Raw genomic sequence first — 21,556 nt, 5'->3', positions numbered from 1 at the left:
GCTTATGCCACATTCAGTGAGATTTCTTCATCAGCCCCAGATAGGTATCAATCACGCGCTGATCATGGGCGAGTTCCGCGGCATTGCCTTGCAGTGCGATCGCGCCGGTTTCCAGCACATACGCATAGTCGGCCACCTGTAAAGCAGCACGCGCATTCTGTTCAACCAGCAATATGGCGACGCCGGTTTGCCTGAGCCGCTGAATGATGTGAAAAATTTCTTTGACGATCAATGGCGCCAGACCAAGACTAGGTTCATCGAGCATCAGCAACTGCGGTTTTGCCATCAGTGCACGCCCCAGCGCAAGCATCTGTCGCTCGCCGCCGGACAAGGTGCCCGCTTCCTGATGACGCCGCTCCTTCAGACGCGGAAATAAATCAAACACCACGCTGAGCTGATCGGCATAGTTTTTTTCCCCTGCCTGATAACGCCGATAACTGCCTAACAAAAGATTGTCTTCCACTTTCATGCTGGCAAACAATTCACGTTTTTCCGGCACCAGCGACATTCCCATAGAAACGCGTTTTTCTATGCTGATGCCGCGTAAATCCTGCCCGTTAAAAAGGACCTGCCCACGCTGGCTACCGCTGGCAGGCAAAGCACCAGCGATGCCGTTGAGCATCGTTGATTTACCGGCACCATTCGGGCCGATAACGGTGACGATCTGTCCACGCTCCACCCGGATATTCGTCGTCTGCAAGGCTTCGACCTTGCCGTACAACACCTGCAATTGATCGGTGAACAGCAGCGCTTGTGAATTTGCCTGAGAATTTTCTTGTGTCATCAGTCTATTCCACCTAAATACGCTTCCAATACCGCCGGATGTTGTTGAATTTCTTGCGGCAAACCTTCGGCTATTTTGCTGCCGAATTCCATCACGACCAGATGATCGGTCAGATTCATCACGAAATCCATATCGTGTTCCACCAGCAAAATACTCATCCCTTCGGCGCGCAATTTTCGCAACAATTCTGCGAGTTCCTGTTTTTCCTTATAACGCAAGCCAGCAGCAGGCTCGTCGAGTAACAGCAAAACAGGGTCACAGCACAGTGCACGTGCAATTTCTAAAATACGTTGCTGACCCAGCGCCAGATTGCCCGCATCTTCATGCATCAGATGTGCCAGGCCAACCCGTTCAATCTGGTGTGCTGCTTCGGCCAGCAAACTGTCTTCGATGTTACGATCGCGACGCAAAATACTGGCGAACACTTCGCTGACATCACCCTGCTTATGTCGCAGGTGCGCGCCTATCGCCACGTTTTCCAGCACACTCATATTCGCCAGCAAACGTACATGCTGAAACGTGCGGGCGATACCGAGTCTGACAATGTCGCGCGACGCAAAACCGGTAATGTCCTGTAACTGGCCATCGCTATAAAAACGGACTGCACCACTGGTCAGCGGCAATACTCCCGTCACCAGATTGAACATCGTCGATTTACCGGCACCATTCGGCCCTATCAGGCCAACAATCTGCCCTGCGCTGACACTGAACTGCATGTCATTCACAGCAACCAGACCACCAAACTCTTTGCGCGCCTGCACGATCTCTAAAATCACGTTACCACTGGCTGGCTTAATACGGCTAGCGAGTGGCGCACTATGAATGTTGATCACGATAGCCGGTTCTGTCGCTAACCACGGCTGGAATATATTTTTCGCAGCACGGCTGAGATAGGGCCATACACCGTCGCGCGCTGTTTGCAGTAACAGTATCAGCAGGATGCCAAAAACGATTACTTCAAAATTACCATTACTGCCTAACAACGCGGGTAGTATCGCTTGCAGTTTATCTTTCAGGATGGTCAGCAATGCCGAGCCCAGCAAAGCGCCCCACACATGTGCGGCGCCACCCACCACGGCCATAAACAAATATTCGATACCGGCATTCAGGCCAAATGGTGTCGGGTTCACGGAGCGCTGTAAATGGGCGTACAACCAGCCGGAAATACTCGCCAGCATGGCTGCCAGCACGAAAACGATGACTTTCATGCGAGCGGTATTCACCCCCATCGCTTCCGCCATCACACCGCCCCCTTTGAGCGCACGTATCGCACGACCGGGACGCGACTGCAACAGATGCTGTAGCGCCAGCGTTGCCAGCAACAATATGGCCCAGATCAGCAGATACATGCTGCGGCCGCTATCAAGCCTGATGCCGAAGATCGCAATCGACGGAATGCCGTTGATGCCATCGTATTTCCCCAGAAATTCGAGATTGCCGAACAGGAAAAACAGGGACAAGCCCCAGGCGATCGTCCCCAGTGGCAGATAGTGGCCGGATAAGCTCATCGTAATCATCCCGATTGCCAGAGCTGCCACAACAGTGATTAGCAAACCGGCAAGCAAACCCAGCCACGGTGATAAGCCCGCCGTCGTACTCAGATAAGCAGTAGCATACGCGCCGATACCGACAAACGCCGCCTGCCCGAACGAGGTCAGACCACCGACACCGGTCAGCAAAACCAGACCCAGCGCGACGATCGCATACAAGCCTATGTAATTCGATAAAGTGATCCAGAATTCGGGAATCGGTAATGCCGGAAAAATGAACACCAGCGCCAGCAATACGTATTTTCCATAACGCAGGAGGTGACTCATGATTCCTCCTCGTCATTGTGTTTACTGCTGAGAGAACGCCACAGCAGTACCGGGATAATCAGCGTAAACACGATCACCTCTTTATAAGCGCTGGCCCAGAACGAAGAATACGATTCAAGCAAACCAACCAGTAAGGCACCAGCGGCAGCCACCGGATAGCTGAACAAACCGCCGACAATCGCACCGACAAAGCCTTTCAGCCCGATCAGAAAACCGCTGTCGTAATACACCGTCGTCATTGGCGCAATCAAGACGCCGCACAAGGCACCTAAGGCTGCCGTCAGCGTGAAAACCAGACGGCCAGCCTGCGTCGTGCCTATACCGACCAGTTGCGCACCAAGACGATTGACGGCGGTTGCCCGCAACGCTTTACCAGACAAACTGCGCTCAAAATAGACATACAAAGCGATCATCAGCGTGACAGAAACGGCAATCACCACCAGACTCTGTCCTGAGATCATCAGTGAACCCAGCTGTAATTGTGCGTCACTGAAAGCAGCAGTTCTTGAGCCCTCAGCGCCGAACATCACCAGACCCAGCCCCGTCAGCGCCAGATGCAGCCCGACAGAAACAATCAGCAGCACCAGCGTACTAGCTTCCGCCAGCGGCTGATAGGCGAGCCGGTACATCATCGGCCCCATAGGAATCACCACCAACAAGGTCAGCATAACCTGCACCAGCATGGGTAATTGCTGCAATGGCAGATAGCGCATCAACACCCAGAGCAGCAAAGGCAACAGCAACAGCTTTGCTATTGCCGGAAACAATGCACGTAAAACATTTTTGCTTCGCTGCGACGCGCGCAGATGCTGATAAATTTCTTTGAGCAGACACAATGTTCCCAAGCCCAGCAACAATGTGACTGAATGTGGAAATTGCCCTGACTGTATCGCCGCCAGACTCAGTGCGCCAAAAGCGACAAATTCACCTTGAGGAATAAAAATGATGCGGGTAACGGAAAACACCAGCACCAGCGCCAGAGCCAGTAGCGCATATATCGCACCACTGGTGATGCCATCCTGCGCGAGGATGGCGGCAATCGAAAAATCCATGGAAAAACTTTCTCGCTGAAACAAACTGAACTACCGTCACTGACTTACATAAAAATTTCTAAGACAACCGGAATACCATGCAAAAGGGAGCCGCAGCTCCCTTGTATGATGAACACTGAGGCTTACTTCGCCTGCCCTGCGAGTTTCCATTTGCCACCGGCGATCTGCACCATCACGCGGGAACGCTGATCCAGGCCAACATGATCGCCGCTATTCATATTGACGATGCCATGAGAAACGGCCAAATTCGTGGTGTTTTCTATCGCCGTACGTAACGCTGCTCTGAATTCTTTAGTTCCCGGCTGGGCTTTTTTCAATGCGGTTGGCACTGCGTTTTCCAGCAATAATCCGGCGTCCCAGGCATGGCCGCCAAAAGTTGACACTGAACCTGCTCCGTATGCTTTTTCATAGACGGTGCTATAACGTAAAGCAGATTTTTTTACCGGATTATCTGCCGGCAACTGTTCCGCAACCAGTAATGGACCCGCGGGTAACCAGGTACCTTCACAATCTTTGCCGCAAACGCGCAGGAAGTCATTGTTGGCGATGCCATGTGTCTGATAAATCTTCCCTTTGTAACCACGCTCTTTTAAGGTCTTTTGCGGCAAGGCAGCAGGTGTACCGGCACCAGCAATGAACACCGCGTCGGGATTGCTGGCGATAATTTTCAGGATTTGTCCGGTAACCGACGTATCCGGGCGGGCAAATCGTTCGTTTGCCACAATTTTTATTTTGCGTAATTCCGCCAGCTTGGAAAATTCTTTGTACCAGCCCTCACCATACGCATCACTGAAACCGATAAACCCTACGGTCTTGATGCCGGCATCGGCCATATGACTGATGACCGCGGTTGACATGTGCGAATCGTTTTGCGGCGTTTTAAATATCCAATGACGTTTTGCATCGGCTGGCGAAATAATAGAAGCGGCGGCAGCCATCGATATCATCGGCGTTTCAGTCTCTGCCGCCACATCAATCATCGCCAGAGAAGTCGGCACTATGGTCGAACCTATCAGCAAATCCACCTTATCTTCGGATACCAGCTTGCGCGCATTTTTGACTGCGGTCGTCGAGTCGGAGGCATCATCAAGAATAATGTACTCGACTTTTTTGCCAGCAATTTCTTTCGGCAGCAAAGCAAAAGTATTTTTTTCCGGTATGCCCATGGAGGCACCGGCACCCGTAGCGGAAACATTCACGCCGACTTTAATCTGGGCTGCGACATTGGCGCTGAACATGAGGGCAATCAATGCGGGCAAAGCTGCGAGAACGTGGTGTTTTTTCATCGGTCATCTCCTGTTGAGATCATGCAAATGATCTTTTCTGTTTCTTGTTTGTCGTTAGAATTGATCAGCATATACTTGCTGCCACCGTTCCGAGTGTAACCCGTCAGCGACCTGCGGCACAACCCGTAATGATTTCAACAGGCAATATTGCAGGCACTATCGTTGTAAGAGTCTGACTGTAAATGCGCCGCGCAAGGCATTGCACAACATGATCTGATCGGCGTTGTCGAGATCAGCACGGGTCAGCGATTGTTCACGCACATTGTATTGCTGTTGAAACTCAGGCTCTTCCAGCAATACGGAACGCATTACTCCTGGCAACACACCGTCGGATAAGGGCGGAGTCAGCCAGATACCGTCTTTCTGAATCAGAACGTTGCTGCGGCCACCTTCGGTCAGATAGCCTTGCTCGTTGAAAAACAGCATATCAAAAGCACCGTGAGCTTCCGCCGCCTTCCAGGCTTCGTCGTAGCTTTGCCGGATGCTTGATTTATGCCGCAAAAATAATTCGTCACTGGATGTCGTCTGTTGCGCCAGCATGGCACGAGGATCGGCACTAAGCGGCGTCAGCACACCCGACGTCATCGCCACCTGACCTTGCGTATTCACTGCCAAACGTAAGCGGTATGCGGTGTATGGAGGCAAATTGGCACAGAAGCCTTGGACTGCGCCGATGATCTCTGCTTCATTCCAGACAAAACCGAAATACTGTGCAGACCCGCGTAAACGGTGCAAATGGCGTGTCCAGTAACGACAACCCAGTTCGCGCGTGGCATACATGGTTTCGAACAATTCAAATTGTGCCGGTAATCCAGTCAGAAATTTTGCCTTCAACTGACATTCGGCAAATTCTTCATCGGCGCGGCTGTCATACACTATCCCGGCACCTACCCCCATGACGCCCTTACGTACAGAGGTACTTGGCCCGGCATCCGTGTCCGGTACCTGCAATTGCATAGTACGGATAGGTACCGACAAACAGAAATCACCCGGCATATTGGTATGCTGTGGTGGATCGAACCAGCCTATCGCACCGGTATATAAATCACGTGCTGCAGGTTCAATCTCGCGGATAATTTCCATGGTTCTGCGTTTAGGTGCACCGGTGATAGAACCGCAGGGAAACAGCGCATTGAGTATGTCAACCAGCCCCAGATCAGCACGCAGACGCGCATGTATCGTCGAGGTCATCTGCAGCACACTGGAAAAACGATTCACTTCAAATAATTGCGGCACTTGTACCGAGCCCGTCTCAGCAATACGGCCAAGATCATTGCGCAGCAAATCGACGATCATCAGGTTTTCGGCACGGTTCTTGGTATCTGCTGCGAGCCCGGCAGCCAGTTGCTGATCACGCAGCGTGTCGCCCGTGGCGGCAGCCGTTCCCTTCATGGGTTTAGCGTATAAGTTGCCTTGCTGATGGCGGATGAACAGTTCCGGCGACATGGAAATCACGATATCACCCTCGGGCATGCATATCAGCGCACCGTAGGGCACAGGCTGGCGCTCGCGCAAACGCCGGTATAAAGCAAGCGGGTCACCATAGGCATCGAAGTGCAGGCGATACGTGTAATTCACCTGATACGTGTCACCGGCAGCGATATAGGTCTGTATTTTTTTTATCGCCTCACAAAATGCAGACTCATCTATGTCAGGACGGATATCTGCGATGCCAGCCACAGATGCCGGAATTTCTCTTAACAGCTGTGCTACCTGTGTACTGTTCAGCTTCAGACAATGCCGGAAAATCGCCACTCTGGAAACTGCAGCACCATCGTGCGGTGTAATGTCCTGTAACTGCGCGCCAGTCTCATACGAAAGTAAAGCCACGCCGTAATACCCGTCCCGCAACGCTGTTTCAAGCGTATGAATAAAACCTGGCCAGTCCGATAACTCTCTGCACACCGCTACTCGTTGTAAACCATAATACAGGCGCGACTGTGCCGCATCCGCTTGGGCATCATCGAGTAATGCAAAGGGCTGAGCGGAATGCAACAGCTGGGATAAAGAAAAATTGGGTGGGAAAATATCAGACACGGTCAGACTTCAACATAGAACAGAGTCGCAGTTTAACCGCAGATGAGCCGTCTTGCAGATGTCACGAACTTGCCGGATCATGGCAGTCAACGATAGCCCGCTCAGCTATCGCTCACATCAGAAGGTCAATAAAGAAAAACGACGGGCAGAACATGCATTCTGATTCATCACAGAGCCGCAACGGTAATCTTCAGTGAATGTGAATGAATATTCCGCCGGCAGAAATCAATAGCGGATGCCGATACGCCGGTACAGAAAACCCAGCACAAACAAAGGACCTATCAATAAAAAACGGATGTCGTCAAAAAATGAGGGTTTTTTACCTTCGATCTTATGACCAATGAACTGGCCTATCCAGGCGACAATGAAAACAACCAGAGAAATCTGCCAGATTCGGTCCTGTGGCAAATACTGTAAAACTGCCAGTATCAGCGCCGACATCAGCAACATGCCGAGCGCAAATCGCGGTGATAAAAAGAAGTAGTAAATCAGGCTGGTCATCACCGCAGCATATGCCGCCAGCGGGTGCCCGGCCCAAATCAGTCCGAGGAAAGAAAATACGATAGCAGGTACGCAAATACAATGAATGATTTCATTCACCGGATGCAAATGACTTTCGGCATATTTGGCCAGCAAGATGTCCACTTGCCGGCGCTTGGCGTGCGTTTGGGTTTGTTCCATGTTGTCTCCAGATATTCGTCATTTCGCTCACCTCCTCGGAAAGAGATTCCGGGAGGTCAGCATATGCTTTGTCGATTTTTATATGATGTTGTCAGCAGTCAGCATCTGTTGCGCTGTCTGCGTACAGCATCATACTTTGGAAATCTGTGGAATACCAAGAGCGATAGAATTAATGCAATATCATGGCGATCTGCAGTGCCGCCTGCTCGGTGGGTAAATTTTTGAATCCTGTTTTTGCGAAACGCAGCCAGCGCCCGAGAATAAAACTACATAACAGGCTGGCACGCGCCTGCGCTTCCGTCTCAATCGCATTGCCCTGGCTGGCAGCCAGACGGAAAGACTGGCGAAACGCCATTTCTATACGTTCGGCAAGCTGATTCATGCGCAACTGCAAGCGCTCATCCTCGTTGACGAGTGCATCACCAGTGAGTACCCGTGTCATACCGGGATTCCGTTCTGCAAAATTTAACAGCATCTGAGCAATCGCCTGCACCTGCAGCAAACCATCTTCCTGCTGCTCGCTGATCTGATTGATCAGACCAAAAATCGATGACTCGATAAACTCGATCAGGCCTTCAAACATCTGTGCTTTGCTGGCGAAATGACGATACAAAGCAGCCTCAGACACCTCCACCTTTGCCGCCAGTGCTGCAGTGGTGATTTTCTCGCCTTTAGGATTTTCCAGCATTGCTGCCAGCGTCTGCAAAATTTGGTGCTTACGCTCGCCCGGTTTGGTACTAGCCATTTTTCTCTGATCTGAATGAAAGGTACAAAAGTACAAAATGCACCGTGCAGATGCATGATCTTGCGTGCTTACTTATGCGCTGCCGATGAACGACAGCGGGAGTCAGATTCTATGTGAAACCCGCTGCTCATGTGAAGCAATCTTGGAAACTTTAATTTCTCAAATACTCTTGACAACTGACTTTTTGTACAGCTTTTTGTCCATCACTCAGTGGCAGCGGCCGGTCTCGTTTACACTTGCAGTGATAGATCTGCGTCAACGAGCTCTTATAAAAAAACCGGTCATACCGCCTGATCAGACTGAACCGGAAACACAGTGCCGCAACATGACTGCCATGTCTATGCCCGCAACTGCCGGCATTTCAATAATTGGGAAACCGAACGCAATTGCACGTCGATACAGGCCGCGCGTGGTCGTAAATGTGCGATTTTACGCTGGCGCGAAGGTATATAGCCGTGTAACCAGACTGTCTGCAATCCTTCCTTTTTGGCGGCCCGCAGATTATCAATACTGTCTTCAACCAAAATACACTGAGACGCCCGCAGGCGGTTTTTTGCCAGAAATTTTCGCAAAAAAGGACGTGATGGCTTAGGCTGCAGTTTGCCATGAACGCGCATCTGCTCGACAGGAATACGCTGTATGAACTGCCGGTGTAAATTCAGATGCATCAATACCCGGCTGGAGTAATGCGCCGGGGCGTTGGTCAGCAGAATTTTCTTACCAGGAAGAGTACGCAAACGTCTGGCCAGCCCCCGCTGTGAGCGGATCATCGAGGGCAAATCATGGAAAGTATGTGCGTGCTGCAAAAACTCTTCTGCCCGCACACCATGATGTCTGACCAGTCCCATCATCGTCACACCGTAACGCTGATAATAATCCAGCCGCAGGGCATTGACGGTCGCCTCGTCCGCCTGTTCGCCTGCATCACCCAGCAAACGGGCAATGTAGGCATTCATGTTCAGATTAATCTGCGGGAAAATCGCATGCGAAGCATTGTGCAGTGTGTTATCCAGATCAAACAACCAGACCCGGTCTGATGCGTGTTTCTTCATGTGCACAGCCGGAGACCAGTCAGAATCAATACCGTCATTTTATTAATGGCTGCGGATCATGGTACCGAACGCCTGTTCAGTCAGCACTTCCAGTAACAATGAGTGTTCGATACGGCCATCGATAATATGCACTGTATTCACGCCGGATTTGGCGGCATCGAGCGCAGAAGAAATTTTTGGCAACATACCGCCGGAAATGGTGCCGTCCGCAAACATTTCATCGATCTCGCGAGCCGACAAATCGGTCACCAGATTCCCTTGCTTATCGAGTACGCCAGGAATATTGGTCATCATGATCAGCTTTTCTGCTTTCAGAATTTCAGCGATCTTGCCAGCAACCAGATCCGCATTGATATTGTATGCCTGACCATCGTCACCAAAACCGATAGGAGAAATAATCGGGATGAAGGCATCGTCCTGCAGGGCTTTAACAACCGCTGGATTGATCGCCTCGATTTCGCCGACAAAGCCGATATCCAGCATTTCACCCGGATTTTCGCGATCCGCCATCATCATTTTGCGGGCACGGATCAGGCCACCGTCTTTACCGGTCAGCCCCACAGCCTGACCACCGTAATGATTAATCAGCATGACGATATCCTGCTGCACTTCACCGCCGAGTACCCACTCGACCACTTCCATCGTCTCATCATCAGTAATCCGCATACCCTGAATAAAGGTACCCTGCTTACCCATTTTTTTCAGGGCGTTGTCAATTTGCGGACCACCACCATGCACCACCACAGGATTCATGCCAACCAGTTTCAATAAAATCACGTCGCGGGCAAAACCATGTTTCAGACGTTCCTCTGTCATCGCATTGCCGCCGTATTTCACGACGATGGTTTTGCCATGAAACTTACGGATATAAGGCAACGCCTCAGCCAGAATTTCGGCTTTGATCACTGGCTCGACACCGGCTAATTTATCTTCTGTTTCTGCTGCTGGGTTTGCGTTCAAATCGCTCATAATGACGGTATCCTGGAGGTCATGAAAGTTTATTCGGTCAGCCGGAATTTTACAGGATTATGCAGGCAAACCGATGGCCAATTCAGCCCTGAATATACGACTTTGCCAACAGATCCATTGTTAAAAGGAAAATCACCATGAGCATTTGCCAACGTTGTCACCGCGAATTCACCTGCGCGCTTGCCGACAACACAGGACAGGAATGCTGGTGCACAGCCTTACCACCGCTTGATTTCTCTCATTTTCCGGGTGGCACAATTCCTGCCGACGCCAGTTGTTTATGCCCAGAATGTCTGCCGCTATGGAAAGCGGAAATTGCAGCGAAAAAACAAGCTTGGATGAATTCAGTTACCATATGCGCTCCAGTAATCAGCCTTCCTGATAGGAATACTGCAATGTCTAACGATACGTCCATCGCTTACAAGGCGGTCAATATCCCGGTCTCGCAACGCATCCGTGAACGGATACAGGCGAGCAAAACGCGTTTTCATGCCAACGATAATATCGCCAGCTTTATTGAACCCGGCGAGCTTGCGGAATTGCAGGCGGAAGTTGAGGAAAAAATGCGAGCGGTCTTACAGAGTCTGGTGATCGATACCGAAAGTGACCACAATACTCAGGACACCGGTCGCCGTGTCGCCAAGATGTTTATCAATGAGGTGTTTGGTGGTCGTTACGTTCCCATGCCTTCGGTGACTGAATTTCCGAATGCATCGCATTTGAATGAGCTGATGATCATCGGTCCGATTACCGTACGCAGCGCGTGCTCACATCATTTGTGTCCGATTATGGGTAAAGTCTGGATAGGGGTCATGCCAAATGAGCACTCCAATCTGATCGGCTTATCCAAGTATGCACGGATTGCAGAATGGATCATGAGTCGCCCGCAAATTCAGGAAGAAGCTGTTGTACAACTGGCGGATGCGCTGCAAGAAAAAATGCAGCCGGACGGACTGGCGGTCGTGATGGAAGCAGATCATTTCTGCATGCACTGGCGCGGTGTGAAAGACACCGAGGCAAAGATGATCAACAGCGTCATGCACGGCTCGTTTCTGAAAGACCCGAATCTGCGCCGCGAATTTTTATCTCTCATTAAACGTTAATCCAGACAGGAAAGATTATGTTAGTCCGCCTGCTATACGCCAGCCGCGCTGTTGATGAAAAAACTTGCGATACCGTCCAACTGATTATGCAACAGTCACGACAGCATAATCCGGCGAACGGCATCACCGGTGTGCTGTGCCATACTGACCAAGTGTTCATGCAAGTACTGGAAGGCGGGCGTGAAGCTGTCAACAGCTTGTACGGGCATATCCTGCGCGATCCTCGCCACAAAGATGTGATGTTGCTCGATTACGAAGAAATCACAGAGCGTCGTTATGCCGGCTGGACGATGGGACAGGCGAATATGAGCAAAATTAACCCATCCATTCTGCTGAAATATTCTCCGCTGCCCGTGCTAGATCCCCACGGTATGTCAGGCAAAATGCTGCTGTCGCTGATCGATGAATTAATGGCGACGGCGTCGATCGTCGGACGCACCTGAAGTCATCGCATTAGTCATCGCATTAAGCGTTTACACCAAGACGGAATAGCCGGTCAATGTTGCCTGAGCACGTTGACCGGCTTTTTTATCTATCAGTGAAAAGTACCACCGGCATTCACCACCGCTTCCGGCACAGGTGCATCAATCGCAGCACAGACACCGCGCAATAAATCCGCAATTCCGGCTTCTATATGCACATCCGGCGCACGCGCCGCAGCAGCCAGCATCGCGCGTATCAGGAAGGGTTTGGCGAGTGGGGCAAGCTGATGTATTTTTTCGAGTGCCTGTCTGACATCAAAGAAATCCAAAGAGGCCGTGACCAGTAAGTCCGCTGCATTGAATTCCAGCTCAGGCAACATTGCGGCGGCACGCAAAAACGCTGTTTCCGCGACACTTTGCGTGCCGTGGCTGTGAGCCACCAGCGATAACAACAAACGCACCTCAGAACGCAACGCGGCAACATTCGTATAGCGCACCGGCACTGAGCGCCCGGCCTGCGGCCCGAGGCGACGCTCCAGTACAGCCAGCACGACAAACTCTGCCTGCGTCATACGCTGATCGGCAGCGATCAGCTTGGCCGCGACTGACAACAGCTGCGCTCTTTCCGGCGTCGTCAGCAGTTTTAATGCCGGCATCGCGAGATCCAGCAAAGGCAGACGAACGCTGTTTTTCATCGCTTCGATTTCAAGCAGATATTGCTGCGCCAGGTTTTCCTGGGAAGTCGCGACCTGACGGATCAGATTCTGTTGAATCGCAAAAGCTTCAGGCTGATTGCGATCAAGCAACATCGCATACACAAGAGCGCTGGCAGACTGGCTGTCACGTGCGGCCTGCAGCAAGACAGGGCTGAAGTTCATCTTAGGCCGCTCATCAGTCTGTGCAGAGAAAATGCCGGACTGCTGAGTGCCGTTTATATTTGTTTTTGCCTGTGGTGACTTTTCCGACTGCCGCATCGCCTCGACGTTGCGAGCACCAAAACCAAATACGCCCTGCGGTAACTCTGCCTGAGTATCAATATCTTCTGATCTCGCGCTGGCATCAAGAAAGGTGACGTTCCTGCCATAGAGACGTCTTAAACGCTCTTCCAGAGGCGGGTGCGTTGCAAACCAGCCGGATAATAACTGCGGTCTTGCTGCCCCAAGAAACAGATGCGACAGCTGTTCCGCATGAGGATTATCAATGCGCGAACCGCATTGATTGACAGCCGTCAGCCCACCTATCTTGCGCAGGGCGCCGCCTATACCCTCGGGGTTACGCGTGAACTGCACTGCACTTGCATCGGCCAGAAATTCACGCTGGCGTGATACCGCAGATTTAATCAGGCGTCCAAAAAAAATACCGACGTAACCGATTACAAACAGTGCAGCGCCCACCGCCAGCATGATGATTTGCAGCGGCGGACCTTTATCGTTGCGGCTACGGGAACTGCCGAAGCGCGCGCCCCAATACAACAATTCCTGCCCCAGACCAGCAATCATCTGTATGCCGAACAGAATACCGATCAGTTTGACATTCATGCGCATATCGCCATTCAGAATGTGGCTGAACTCATGTCCTATGACGCCTTGCAGCTCATCCCTGCTAAGGCGGGATAAGGTCCCCTGCGTCACAGCAACGACCGCTTCATTCTGGTGATAGCCAGCGGCGAACGCGTTGATCGCGTCTTCGTTATCCAGAATGTACACTCGCGGACAGGCGATGCCTGATGCCAATGCCATTTCTTCAACGATGTTCAGCAACCGGCGTTCCCGTACATCGGTCGACGATGGCATCACCAATCTGCCGCCAGCCATTTTTGCAACCGCATCGCCGCCGTCGCGCAGGCGCCAGGTTTCAAACAAGGTTCCCCCGGCGATAAACAGCAAGGTCACAAAGGTGTTGACGAGAAAAAAACCACGTGGATATGCCGGAGCAGCCGAGCCTTGCGCTCCGCCAAAACCCCATGACCAGATCAGCGCCAGACTGACATTAACAGTAATAACGATAGCAATCACCGCCAGTAAAAACAGAAACAGTAATTTTCTGGTCTGGCGGTGTGCCTGGTCCTGCTGCTCAAAAAAATCCATATCCGTTGCGAGCCGGGCGATATGAAATTAAAAAGAAACTTTGACCGCTTTACGCTCTTCTGCGGATTCGGTTGCCTGCAATAATTCACCGGCTTTAAAGCCGAATGAATTTGCAATCACGGAACCGGGAAACTGCTCTATGCCGGTGTTGTATTGCATGACGCTGTCGTTATAGGCCTGACGGGCGAACGCGATTTTATTTTCCGTGCTGGTCAGCTCTTCCGTCAGTTGTATCATGTTCTCATTCGCTTTGAGATCAGGATAGGCTTCTGACAAGGCAAACATTTTTCCGAGCGAGGCAGTCAGCGTCCCTTCCGCTGCAGCGAGTTGCTGTACTGACGCAGCATCTGATGGATCCACCACCGCTTTACTATTTGCAGTCACTGCCTGATTGCGCGCAGCAATCACGGCTTCCAGCGTCTCCCGCTCATGCTTCATGTATCCTTTAGCGACTTCGACCAGATTCGGGATCAGATCGTAGCGGCGTTTGAGTTGCACATCAATCTGCGCAAATGCATTTTTAAAACGGTTACGCAGACTGACCAGACGGTTGTACACGCCGATCACCCAGAAGACGAGAACCGCAATAATAACCAGCAAAACGAGCAAAGCAATCATAATTTCTCCGGATAAAAATAAAAAACCAGCGAAAATCCGCCGGTCTGTCTCACTTCATCAGTCAACTCTGTTCTGTCCGTCTTTATTCGGCTGAACTGTCATCGCTTTGAGCTCATCTTCACTGATATATTCCAGCACTTTCACTACTTTACGGACACCGCTGACACTGGCAGCAACCTCGGCCGCCTGATTGCCTTCACGCTGAGTCACGCGACCGAGCAGATACACCACGCTACCCTCAGTAACGACTTTAAATGCATTCGCATATAAATCTTTGGTATCAACCAGAGACGCTTTTACTTTGGTCGTAATCAGGGCATCGTTTGAACGCGCCGAGAAATTGGAAATACCGGAGATCTGAATTTCATTCATCACCGACAGCACACCTTCGACTCCGCGCAACTCGCGCTCGGCGGCAGCTTTCGTTTGCTCATCAGCGACTTCGCCTGTCAGCAAAACGCGGCGATTAAAAGAATTCACATTCACATGCGCAGTATCGCCAAGAGAACGGGCCAGGCGTGTTTCACCTTTGATGACGATCGCTTTATCTTCAGTCTGTGCGCCGAATGTCCGACGGTCACTTGCGGCAAAAGTTCCCATCACCGCGCTGCCAACGACCAGTTCAACACAGCCTTGCAAGCTCATCGCTGCTGCGCAGCACAGACTGACAGTGGCGAGAGTCCGACTTGCTCCGTTCCAGTTTTTTTTAATCATCAGCATCACCTCCAAATAGCGCGGCATCAATGCCATCGCAAATACAATGTATCGTTAACAAATGCACTTCCTGAATCCGCGCGGTACGGTCATGCGGAACACAGATATGTACATCTGCCTCGCTTAATAACTTCTTCATCTCACCACCGCCTTTTCCGGTCAGGGCAATAATACGCATATCTCGCTCAAGGGCAGCGTTGATCGCATTCACCACGCTGGCTGAATTGCCGGACGTGGAAATCGCCAGCAAAATATCACCGGACTGACCAAACGCCTGCACCTGTTTGGAAAATACTTCCTGAAAACTGTAATCATTCGCAACCGCCGTCATGATGGAAGTATCTGTTGTCAGTGCCATCGCCGGCAACGGCAAACGTTCACGCTCAAACCGCCCAACTAACTCGGCCGCAAAATGCTGACAATCTGCAGCCGAGCCGCCGTTACCACATGCCAGGATTTTGTTACCGTTAGACAGTGCCAGAAACATGAGTTCCACTGCCTGTGAAATCGGTACAGCCAGTTCACTGGCCGCCTGGTTTTTTAATTCAGCACTTTCTTGAAAGTGCGCCAAAATACGTTGGTTTAGTTGGTTTGTCATAGTGTGTCAGATTATAAGGCAGGGACTAGCCTAGAATTACGTTTTGTAACCAATGGATTTTACCTGCATCAATCGCAACGACATCAAAACGACATGCAGGCTGCCCACCGTGCTGAAGCAGAAAAACCTCGGCAGCATGCCACATTTTCTTTTGCTTGGCTGGAGTGACGCTCGCAAGCGCGCCGCCAAACTGCATGGAAGTGCGCGTTCTGACTTCGATAAATACGACGCTGCTGCCATCGCGCATAATGAGATCAATCTCACCGCCTTTGCACAAAAAATTTTTTTGTATCAAGTGCAGACCCGCTTGCTCGAGGTACCGCAGCGCCTGCATTTCACCATCATCACCGGCACGGCGGCGACTGGTACGTTTATCCTGGTCAGCATCTGACTGCGTCGGCGCACGTTTCATTGTCGTACAATCTGGTTTTGATTAAACGGGAATGAACAGGAATGAATAACACAGAATCCACACTGTTCACGAGCAACACTATTATTGAAGCCGTCACCCGGCAACAATATCCGGCCGGCACATTATATGTAGTCGCAACACCGATTGGAAATATCGCCGATATTTCTTTACGGGCTCTGCATCTGCTGTCTCTGGTCGATGCCGTTGCCTGTGAAGATACACGAAATACAGCGCAATTATTCTCGCGCTATGGTATCAACAAGCCGCTGATTGCAGCGCATCAGCATAACGAGCGCGAAGTCGCTGAAAAAATACTGACACGTCTGCAAGCCGGCGAACGTATCGCTCTGGTGTCTGATGCCGGCACGCCGGGAATTTCTGATCCCGGCGCAAAAATCATCGAAGTGCTGCAGCAATCCGGAGTTCATGTCACGCCCTTACCTGGCGCATCGGCCGCCATCAGTGCTTTGTCCGCCAGCGGACTGTTACATGAGCGCTTTTATTTCGTCGGCTTTTTACCGGCAAAAGCCGGACAACGCGACAGCATGCTGCACAAACTTGAAAACACGGATGCAACGCTGATTTTTTACGAAGCACCGCATCGTATTACTGAGACAGTTCAAGCGATGCTCGCGGTGTTTGGTGGTGAGCGACAAATCGTACTGGCGCGCGAACTCACCAAACTATTTGAAGAAATCCACCGCTGCGCCCTGAATGAGGCTCCGGCATGGTTGAGAGCCGACAGCCACCGCGAAAAAGGCGAATATGTGATTTTGGTCGATGCCAAGGTAGTCGCAGAAGGAAACGACGATAGCGAAGCACGCCGTGTACTCAGTATTTTGCTGAAAGAGTGCTCAGTCAAACAGGCAGCCGGATTAGCGGCACAACTGACCGGACTGAAAAAAAATACCCTGTACCAGCTGGCGTTGGAAATGAAAGCCGAAGACTAACGCTGTACAACCAGCGGGCGTCCGACACCCAGATCACCCGCTTGTGCAATCGCCGACATTGCCTCGGATCGGCTGCTGAAAGGACCGCTGACGAGGCGATACAGACTGCCTTGCTGCACAATATCAAAGCCTGGCAAACGGGCTTCGGCGCGGCTTTTCAGATGCGCCATAATGGATTCAGCATTCGAACGGATCGCGTAAGCGCCAAATTGCAGATAATAAGCGCTGCCTGCCGGCACCTGCGGTGTGAGCTTTTCTGCCGGACGATTATCCTGTGCCGCCAGCAATTCTTCTATCGTGATCTGATTGCTGGCCGGAGCGGAATTCGCCTGAACCACAGTTGCAGGTCTGACCATGCTGTCATTACTTACTACAGCCACTGTCGTTGTCTGCGACTGATTTTTGCGGTTTTCCGCCATGCGCTCGATGTCGGCGGGAAGCAGGCGCTCCACTTCAATCTGAGTGCTGCCTTTACCAAGAATGTCGAGTTTCAGCGCCGCGGTATACGACAGATCAATGATGCGGCTGGAATGAAATGGTCCACGGTCATTGATGCGCACAATAATCTGCTTGCCATTCGACAGATTAGTCACTCTGGCATACGACGGAATAGGTAGGGTCGGATGTGCCGCCGTGATTTTGTACATATCGTACAACTCACCGGACGATGTTTTCTGCCCGTGAAATTTCTTGCCATACCAGCTGCCGATACCACGCTGCACATACGGTATGGTCGTATCGACAATAGGCGTATAGGTTTTTCCGAAAACCACGTAAGGCTTGTTAGCTCCCCGCGCAAAATCTTCGACGACTGGAATCGGATCGACCGTAAACTCCAGTCCTTCCGGTGGGTTATCGCCGGGACCATCGTCTTTATAATAGCCGCCCTTACCCGAATTGGCTTTTGGCAAAACAGGAGCGGCCGTCGTGGCAGATTTATTTGTTGATGCAGGGCGGGGATGTTCAGCAATGATGATGGATTGCTTAGGTGCAGAGCCGCAGGCGACCAGCAATGCAGAGGATAGCGAAGCAAGTAACCAGCCCGGTGGTCTGACACTGCCTGTATGAGAAAAGAAGATTTTCATGTCTGCACCAGCTTACGATTACGCTGCACACTCATCATAATTCCTGCCGCCATTCCCAGGGTCACCAACGCAGTCCCGCCGTAACTGAGGAAAGGCAGAGGAACGCCGACCACCGGTAAAATGCCGCTCACCATGCCCATATTCACGAACGCATAAGTGAAGAATATCATAGACACAGAACCTGCCAGCAAACGGGAAAACATCGTGGGCGCATTCGCTGCAATCATCAGGCAGCGAACAATCAGTAAAAAATACAAAGTAACCAGAATCGCATTACCGATAAAGCCGAACTCTTCGGAAAAAACGGCGAAAATAAAATCCGTTGTCCGTTCCGGAATGAACTCCAGGTGGGCTTGCGTTCCTTTAAGTAAACCTTTACCAGTCAGCCCTCCTGAACCAACGGCAATCGTCGATTGAATAATATGAAAGCCCTTGCCTAAAGGGTCGCGCGTCGGGTCCAGCATCGTCAGTACCCGGTCTTTCTGGTAATCATGCAGCAGATATGGCCAGATCACTGTCGGCGTCACTACGGCAACAAAAGCGATGATCGACAATAAAACCTTCCACGACAATCCGGCCAGAAAAATCACGGTAAATCCGGCTGCTACCACCAGTAAAGCGGTCCCCAGATCGGGCTGCTTTGCAATCAGGCCAACCGGTACCCCGAGTATCACCGTCGCGATGACAAAATCCTTGAAATGCAGGGCACCTTCTTTTTTCTGAAAGTACCAGGCCAGCATCAGCGGTGTCGCAATTTTCATCATTTCGGAAGGCTGGATCACAATACCGACATTGATCCAGCGACGTGAACCCTTTTTCACCATACCAAACACTGCAACAGCAATCAGTAAAGCCACGCCGAATGTGTAGATCGGAATCGCAAAACGCATCAGCGTCCGCGGCGGGATATTCGCCACTATCCACATAATGACAAACGACACGACGATATTGCGCAACTGATCTTCCAGTCTGCCGGGAAAATCGATACCAGCGGAATACAGCGTGACCACGCCGCAGGATAAAATCAGAAAAATGATGATGGCCAGCGGTGCATCAAATACCATGATGCGCGAACGTAAGGAACGCCAGTAGACACCAAAATTATGCATGATCAGTCCTTATTCCCAATTGTTTCACCGCCGGGTTTAGGGCCGGGTGTAGGCTCGGGCGGATTTTTCACCTCGGCATCAGAGCGGTACAGCGCCATATCGCTTTGCGCTTTCGGCACCGGCATGGAAGGTTCTTTGTTTTCCTTGACCTCAGGTCGTTTACCCAGCAAATAGTAATCGAGTGCCTTACGCACAATCGGTGCCGCAGCCTCAGAACCAAACCCGCCATTCTCGACGATAATGGCCAATGCAATTTTAGGCTGATCAGCCGGTGCGAAGGCGGTATACAACGAGTGATCCAGATGTCTGACAGCCATCCGCTTAGCATCGTACTTCTCGTTTTTCTTGATACTGATCACCTGCGCTGTTCCGGTCTTACCACCTGAGACATATTCCGCATTAGCAAACGCACGCGCGGAAGTTCCCTCTTTCACCACCCCGACCATCGCATTTTTAATGAAATCAATATTTTCCTGCTTCAACGGAATACGGAAACTCTCTTTTGGCACTGTCAGCGTACGGGCGCGGGTTTGTGGGTCTTCCGTCATCTTCACCAGATGCGGCTTCATCACAACGCCGTTATTCGCCAGAGTGGCAATCGCATGTGCCATCTGTAAAGGTGTAAACGTATTCTGACCTTGTCCTATGCCCAGTGAAATCGTGTCACCGGGAATCCAGCGTTGCTGCGCAGGTTTTTTAAATGCAGCACGTTTCCATGCCGTCGACGGTAGCAAACCGGTACGCTCATGTTCAAGATCAATACCCGTTTTTTGTCCGAAACCAAAAGGCTTCATAAAGTCATGCATCACATCGACACCCATGTCGTTAGCCAGCATGTAGTAATAGGTATCGCACGATTGCACGATCGAGCGGTACATGTCCACCATACCGTGACCACCAGGTTTATCGTCTTTGAAAATATGATTGCCGAAGGCGAAGAAGCCCGGATCAGCAATCGCTTGTGTCGGGGTTCGTTTGCCCAGTTCCAGTGCCGCCAACGCCATAAATGGCTTGTAGGTTGAGCCGGGCGGGTAAGCTCCGGTCAGTGGCCGGTTTAACAGTGGTTTGTCTTCGGAAGTATTGAGTTCATTCCAGCTTTGCTGATCGATTCCTTCGACAAATAAATTTGGGTCATAGGTCGGCTTTGATACAAATGCCAGCACGTCGCCGGTCGCTGGTTCAATTGCCACGAGTGCGCCGCGACGATCGCCAAAGGCTTCTTCAATGACTTTCTGCAGCTCAATATCGACCGACAAAATCAGGTTCTTACCGGAGGTCGGCGGTGTGCGCGATAAGGTACGCACGGCACGACCACCGGCAGATACTTCGACCTCTTCAAACCCGGTGCTTCCGTGTAAAATTTTTTCGTAACTCTTTTCCAGCCCTTCCTTACCGATATAGTCTGTCCCGTTGTAATTCGCACTGTCTTCCATACCATCAATCATTTCAGCATCTTTAGTACTGATCCTGCCAATGTAACCGATCACATGCGAAGCCACATCTCCCTGAGGATACTGGCGGAACAGGCGGGCTTGTATGTCCACGCCGGGAAAGCGAAAACGCTGTGCGGTGAACCTGGCGACTTCTTCATCAGTTAAGCGAGTGCGGATAGGTACGCTTTCAAAGCTCTTCGAATCTTCCAGTAATTTACGGAAACGCTTACGATGTTTGGGCTGAATATCAACCAGTGCAGACAACTCGTCGATCAGCACATCCATGTCCTGATTAATCTTGGAAGCGGTAATTTCCAGAGTGTAAGCTGAATAATTTCTGGCAAGAATGACGCCGTTACGGTCTAAGATGAGACCACGGTTAGGCACCACGGGTACAACGTCGATACGGTTTTCATCCGCCAGTAAAACGTAATCATCATGCTTGATTATCTGTAACCAGACAAAACGTGTGATCAACGCGGAAAAACAGGCGAGCACAAATATGCCGAGAAAAATCAGCCGCAGGCGAAAAAGATAAAGCTCGCGCTCGGTATTCTTGAGTTCAGTCATGATTTATTTCATTTACTCAGCATCATGCGGCA

Annotated in this window: 20 protein-coding genes and 1 pseudogene; 4 read left to right on the top strand and 17 right to left on the bottom strand. The window is 51.1% G+C overall.

What is annotated here, in order from left to right; translation table 11 throughout:
* Positions 1–13: 13 nt before the first annotated feature.
* The 9 genes from ACOTSW_RS10180 to argB form a co-directional block, all read right to left on the bottom strand.
* Entirely contained in the window at positions 14–784 is a 771-nt protein-coding gene (locus ACOTSW_RS10180) for an ABC transporter ATP-binding protein (RefSeq protein ID WP_423678966.1), read from the bottom strand.
* Positions 784–2,601, bottom strand: coding sequence for an ABC transporter permease subunit (locus ACOTSW_RS10175; protein ID WP_423678965.1), 1,818 nt, complete (start codon positions 2,599–2,601; stop codon positions 784–786). Before ACOTSW_RS10175 ends, ACOTSW_RS10180 begins: the two co-directional genes overlap by 1 nt.
* Positions 2,598–3,653: a branched-chain amino acid ABC transporter permease gene (locus ACOTSW_RS10170; protein WP_423678964.1), complete on the bottom strand. Its 1,056-nt coding sequence runs from the start codon at positions 3,651–3,653 to the stop codon at positions 2,598–2,600. Before ACOTSW_RS10170 ends, ACOTSW_RS10175 begins: the two co-directional genes overlap by 4 nt.
* A gap of 122 nt (positions 3,654–3,775) precedes the next feature.
* On the bottom strand, positions 3,776–4,891 hold the full coding sequence (locus ACOTSW_RS10165; RefSeq protein ID WP_423682293.1) for an ABC transporter substrate-binding protein: 1,116 nt from the start codon (positions 4,889–4,891) through the stop codon (positions 3,776–3,778).
* 204 nt (positions 4,892–5,095) lie between these two features.
* Positions 5,096–6,976 (bottom strand): aminodeoxychorismate synthase component I, encoded by a 1,881-nt coding sequence (gene pabB / locus ACOTSW_RS10160; protein WP_423678963.1) that lies wholly within the window; start codon positions 6,974–6,976, stop codon positions 5,096–5,098.
* Between the two features lie 225 nt (positions 6,977–7,201).
* On the bottom strand, positions 7,202–7,657 hold the full coding sequence (locus ACOTSW_RS10155; RefSeq protein WP_423678961.1) for a DUF962 domain-containing protein: 456 nt from the start codon (positions 7,655–7,657) through the stop codon (positions 7,202–7,204).
* A 169-nt stretch (positions 7,658–7,826) separates the two neighbouring features.
* Positions 7,827–8,402 carry a nucleoid occlusion factor SlmA gene (slmA, locus tag ACOTSW_RS10150; protein WP_423678959.1) on the bottom strand — a complete coding sequence of 192 codons (576 nt, stop codon included), beginning with the start codon at positions 8,400–8,402 and terminating at the stop codon, positions 7,827–7,829.
* A 338-nt stretch (positions 8,403–8,740) separates the two neighbouring features.
* On the bottom strand, positions 8,741–9,454 hold the full coding sequence (locus ACOTSW_RS10145; protein WP_423678958.1) for an HAD-IA family hydrolase: 714 nt from the start codon (positions 9,452–9,454) through the stop codon (positions 8,741–8,743).
* Positions 9,455–9,496: 42 nt separating this feature from the next.
* Positions 9,497–10,423: an acetylglutamate kinase gene (argB, locus tag ACOTSW_RS10140; RefSeq protein ID WP_423678957.1), complete on the bottom strand. Its 927-nt coding sequence runs from the start codon at positions 10,421–10,423 to the stop codon at positions 9,497–9,499.
* A 137-nt stretch (positions 10,424–10,560) separates the two neighbouring features.
* Between argB and ACOTSW_RS10135 the strand changes: the two are divergent.
* The 3 genes and pseudogenes from ACOTSW_RS10135 to ACOTSW_RS10125 all read left to right on the top strand — a co-directional run.
* Positions 10,561–10,707, top strand: a pseudogene (locus tag ACOTSW_RS10135) (cysteine-rich CWC family protein); the annotation flags it as partial.
* A gap of 111 nt (positions 10,708–10,818) precedes the next feature.
* Entirely contained in the window at positions 10,819–11,526 is a 708-nt protein-coding gene (gene folE, locus ACOTSW_RS10130; RefSeq protein ID WP_423682292.1) for a GTP cyclohydrolase I, read from the top strand.
* A gap of 17 nt (positions 11,527–11,543) precedes the next feature.
* Positions 11,544–11,969, top strand: coding sequence for a BLUF domain-containing protein (locus tag ACOTSW_RS10125; protein WP_423678955.1), 426 nt, complete (start codon positions 11,544–11,546; stop codon positions 11,967–11,969).
* 92 nt (positions 11,970–12,061) lie between these two features.
* Here the strand turns inward: ACOTSW_RS10125 and ACOTSW_RS10120 are convergent, their stop codons facing one another.
* The 5 genes from ACOTSW_RS10120 to ACOTSW_RS10100 are packed head-to-tail and all read right to left on the bottom strand — an operon-like array spanning position 12,062 to position 16,377.
* Positions 12,062–14,035 (bottom strand): M48 family metallopeptidase, encoded by a 1,974-nt coding sequence (locus tag ACOTSW_RS10120; protein WP_423678953.1) that lies wholly within the window; start codon positions 14,033–14,035, stop codon positions 12,062–12,064.
* 27 nt (positions 14,036–14,062) lie between these two features.
* On the bottom strand, positions 14,063–14,653 hold the full coding sequence (locus ACOTSW_RS10115; protein ID WP_423678952.1) for a LemA family protein: 591 nt from the start codon (positions 14,651–14,653) through the stop codon (positions 14,063–14,065).
* A 57-nt stretch (positions 14,654–14,710) separates the two neighbouring features.
* Positions 14,711–15,367 carry a BON domain-containing protein gene (locus tag ACOTSW_RS10110; RefSeq protein WP_423678950.1) on the bottom strand — a complete coding sequence of 219 codons (657 nt, stop codon included), beginning with the start codon at positions 15,365–15,367 and terminating at the stop codon, positions 14,711–14,713.
* Positions 15,360–15,965: a phosphoheptose isomerase gene (locus ACOTSW_RS10105; RefSeq protein WP_423678949.1), complete on the bottom strand. Its 606-nt coding sequence runs from the start codon at positions 15,963–15,965 to the stop codon at positions 15,360–15,362. Before ACOTSW_RS10105 ends, ACOTSW_RS10110 begins: the two co-directional genes overlap by 8 nt.
* 25 nt (positions 15,966–15,990) lie before the next feature.
* Positions 15,991–16,377 (bottom strand): YraN family protein, encoded by a 387-nt coding sequence (locus tag ACOTSW_RS10100; protein ID WP_423678947.1) that lies wholly within the window; start codon positions 16,375–16,377, stop codon positions 15,991–15,993.
* Between the two features lie 41 nt (positions 16,378–16,418).
* Between ACOTSW_RS10100 and rsmI the strand changes: the two genes are divergently transcribed.
* Positions 16,419–17,327 carry a 16S rRNA (cytidine(1402)-2'-O)-methyltransferase gene (gene rsmI, locus ACOTSW_RS10095; RefSeq protein ID WP_423678945.1) on the top strand — a complete coding sequence of 303 codons (909 nt, stop codon included), beginning with the start codon at positions 16,419–16,421 and terminating at the stop codon, positions 17,325–17,327.
* On the opposite strand, the gene ACOTSW_RS10090 is transcribed toward rsmI, so the two are convergent.
* From ACOTSW_RS10090 to mrdA, 3 genes are read right to left on the bottom strand one after another with little or no spacing between them, the layout of a single operon-like run.
* Positions 17,324–18,412 carry a septal ring lytic transglycosylase RlpA family protein gene (locus ACOTSW_RS10090; protein ID WP_423678944.1) on the bottom strand — a complete coding sequence of 363 codons (1,089 nt, stop codon included), beginning with the start codon at positions 18,410–18,412 and terminating at the stop codon, positions 17,324–17,326. The genes rsmI and ACOTSW_RS10090 overlap by 4 nt on opposite strands.
* Positions 18,409–19,521: a rod shape-determining protein RodA gene (gene rodA / locus ACOTSW_RS10085; protein WP_423678942.1), complete on the bottom strand. Its 1,113-nt coding sequence runs from the start codon at positions 19,519–19,521 to the stop codon at positions 18,409–18,411. The genes ACOTSW_RS10090 and rodA overlap by 4 nt, the downstream gene beginning before the upstream one ends.
* Positions 19,522–19,523: 2 nt before the next feature.
* Entirely contained in the window at positions 19,524–21,524 is a 2,001-nt protein-coding gene (mrdA, locus tag ACOTSW_RS10080) for a penicillin-binding protein 2 (RefSeq protein ID WP_423678941.1), read from the bottom strand.
* Between the last annotated feature and the right edge of the window lie 32 nt (positions 21,525–21,556).

The organism is Undibacterium sp. WLHG33, from assembly GCF_049544815.1.
In the GTDB taxonomy this organism is placed as follows: Bacteria; Pseudomonadota; Gammaproteobacteria; order Burkholderiales; family Burkholderiaceae_D; genus Undibacterium.
Note: the sequence above shows the minus strand (reverse complement) of the source record. Positions and strands in the feature narration are given on the sequence as shown.

Excerpts from the sequence above, each read along its gene's own strand:
- slmA (WP_423678959.1), bottom strand. The coding sequence starts at position 8,402 with ATGGCTAGTACCAAACCGGGCGAGCGTAAGCACCAAATTTTGCAGACG.
- ACOTSW_RS10155 (WP_423678961.1), bottom strand. The coding sequence starts at position 7,657 with ATGGAACAAACCCAAACGCACGCCAAGCGCCGGCAAGTGGACATCTTG.
- ACOTSW_RS10170 (WP_423678964.1), bottom strand. The coding sequence starts at position 3,653 with ATGGATTTTTCGATTGCCGCCATCCTCGCGCAGGATGGCATCACCAGT.
- ACOTSW_RS10120 (WP_423678953.1), bottom strand. The coding sequence starts at position 14,035 with ATGGATTTTTTTGAGCAGCAGGACCAGGCACACCGCCAGACCAGAAAA.
- mrdA (WP_423678941.1), bottom strand. The coding sequence starts at position 21,524 with ATGACTGAACTCAAGAATACCGAGCGCGAGCTTTATCTTTTTCGCCTG.
- rodA (WP_423678942.1), bottom strand. The coding sequence starts at position 19,521 with ATGCATAATTTTGGTGTCTACTGGCGTTCCTTACGTTCGCGCATCATG.
- ACOTSW_RS10090 (WP_423678944.1), bottom strand. The coding sequence starts at position 18,412 with ATGAAAATCTTCTTTTCTCATACAGGCAGTGTCAGACCACCGGGCTGG.
- ACOTSW_RS10175 (WP_423678965.1), bottom strand. The coding sequence starts at position 2,601 with ATGAGTCACCTCCTGCGTTATGGAAAATACGTATTGCTGGCGCTGGTG.
- ACOTSW_RS10165 (WP_423682293.1), bottom strand. The coding sequence starts at position 4,891 with ATGTTCAGCGCCAATGTCGCAGCCCAGATTAAAGTCGGCGTGAATGTT.
- ACOTSW_RS10105 (WP_423678949.1), bottom strand. The coding sequence starts at position 15,965 with ATGACAAACCAACTAAACCAACGTATTTTGGCGCACTTTCAAGAAAGT.
- ACOTSW_RS10110 (WP_423678950.1), bottom strand. The coding sequence starts at position 15,367 with ATGATTAAAAAAAACTGGAACGGAGCAAGTCGGACTCTCGCCACTGTC.
- argB (WP_423678957.1), bottom strand. The coding sequence starts at position 10,423 with ATGAGCGATTTGAACGCAAACCCAGCAGCAGAAACAGAAGATAAATTA.
- folE (WP_423682292.1), top strand. The coding sequence starts at position 10,819 with ATGTCTAACGATACGTCCATCGCTTACAAGGCGGTCAATATCCCGGTC.
- ACOTSW_RS10180 (WP_423678966.1), bottom strand. The coding sequence starts at position 784 with ATGACACAAGAAAATTCTCAGGCAAATTCACAAGCGCTGCTGTTCACC.
- ACOTSW_RS10145 (WP_423678958.1), bottom strand. The coding sequence starts at position 9,454 with ATGAAGAAACACGCATCAGACCGGGTCTGGTTGTTTGATCTGGATAAC.
- ACOTSW_RS10100 (WP_423678947.1), bottom strand. The coding sequence starts at position 16,377 with ATGAAACGTGCGCCGACGCAGTCAGATGCTGACCAGGATAAACGTACC.
- ACOTSW_RS10125 (WP_423678955.1), top strand. The coding sequence starts at position 11,544 with ATGTTAGTCCGCCTGCTATACGCCAGCCGCGCTGTTGATGAAAAAACT.
- rsmI (WP_423678945.1), top strand. The coding sequence starts at position 16,419 with ATGAATAACACAGAATCCACACTGTTCACGAGCAACACTATTATTGAA.
- ACOTSW_RS10115 (WP_423678952.1), bottom strand. The coding sequence starts at position 14,653 with ATGATTGCTTTGCTCGTTTTGCTGGTTATTATTGCGGTTCTCGTCTTC.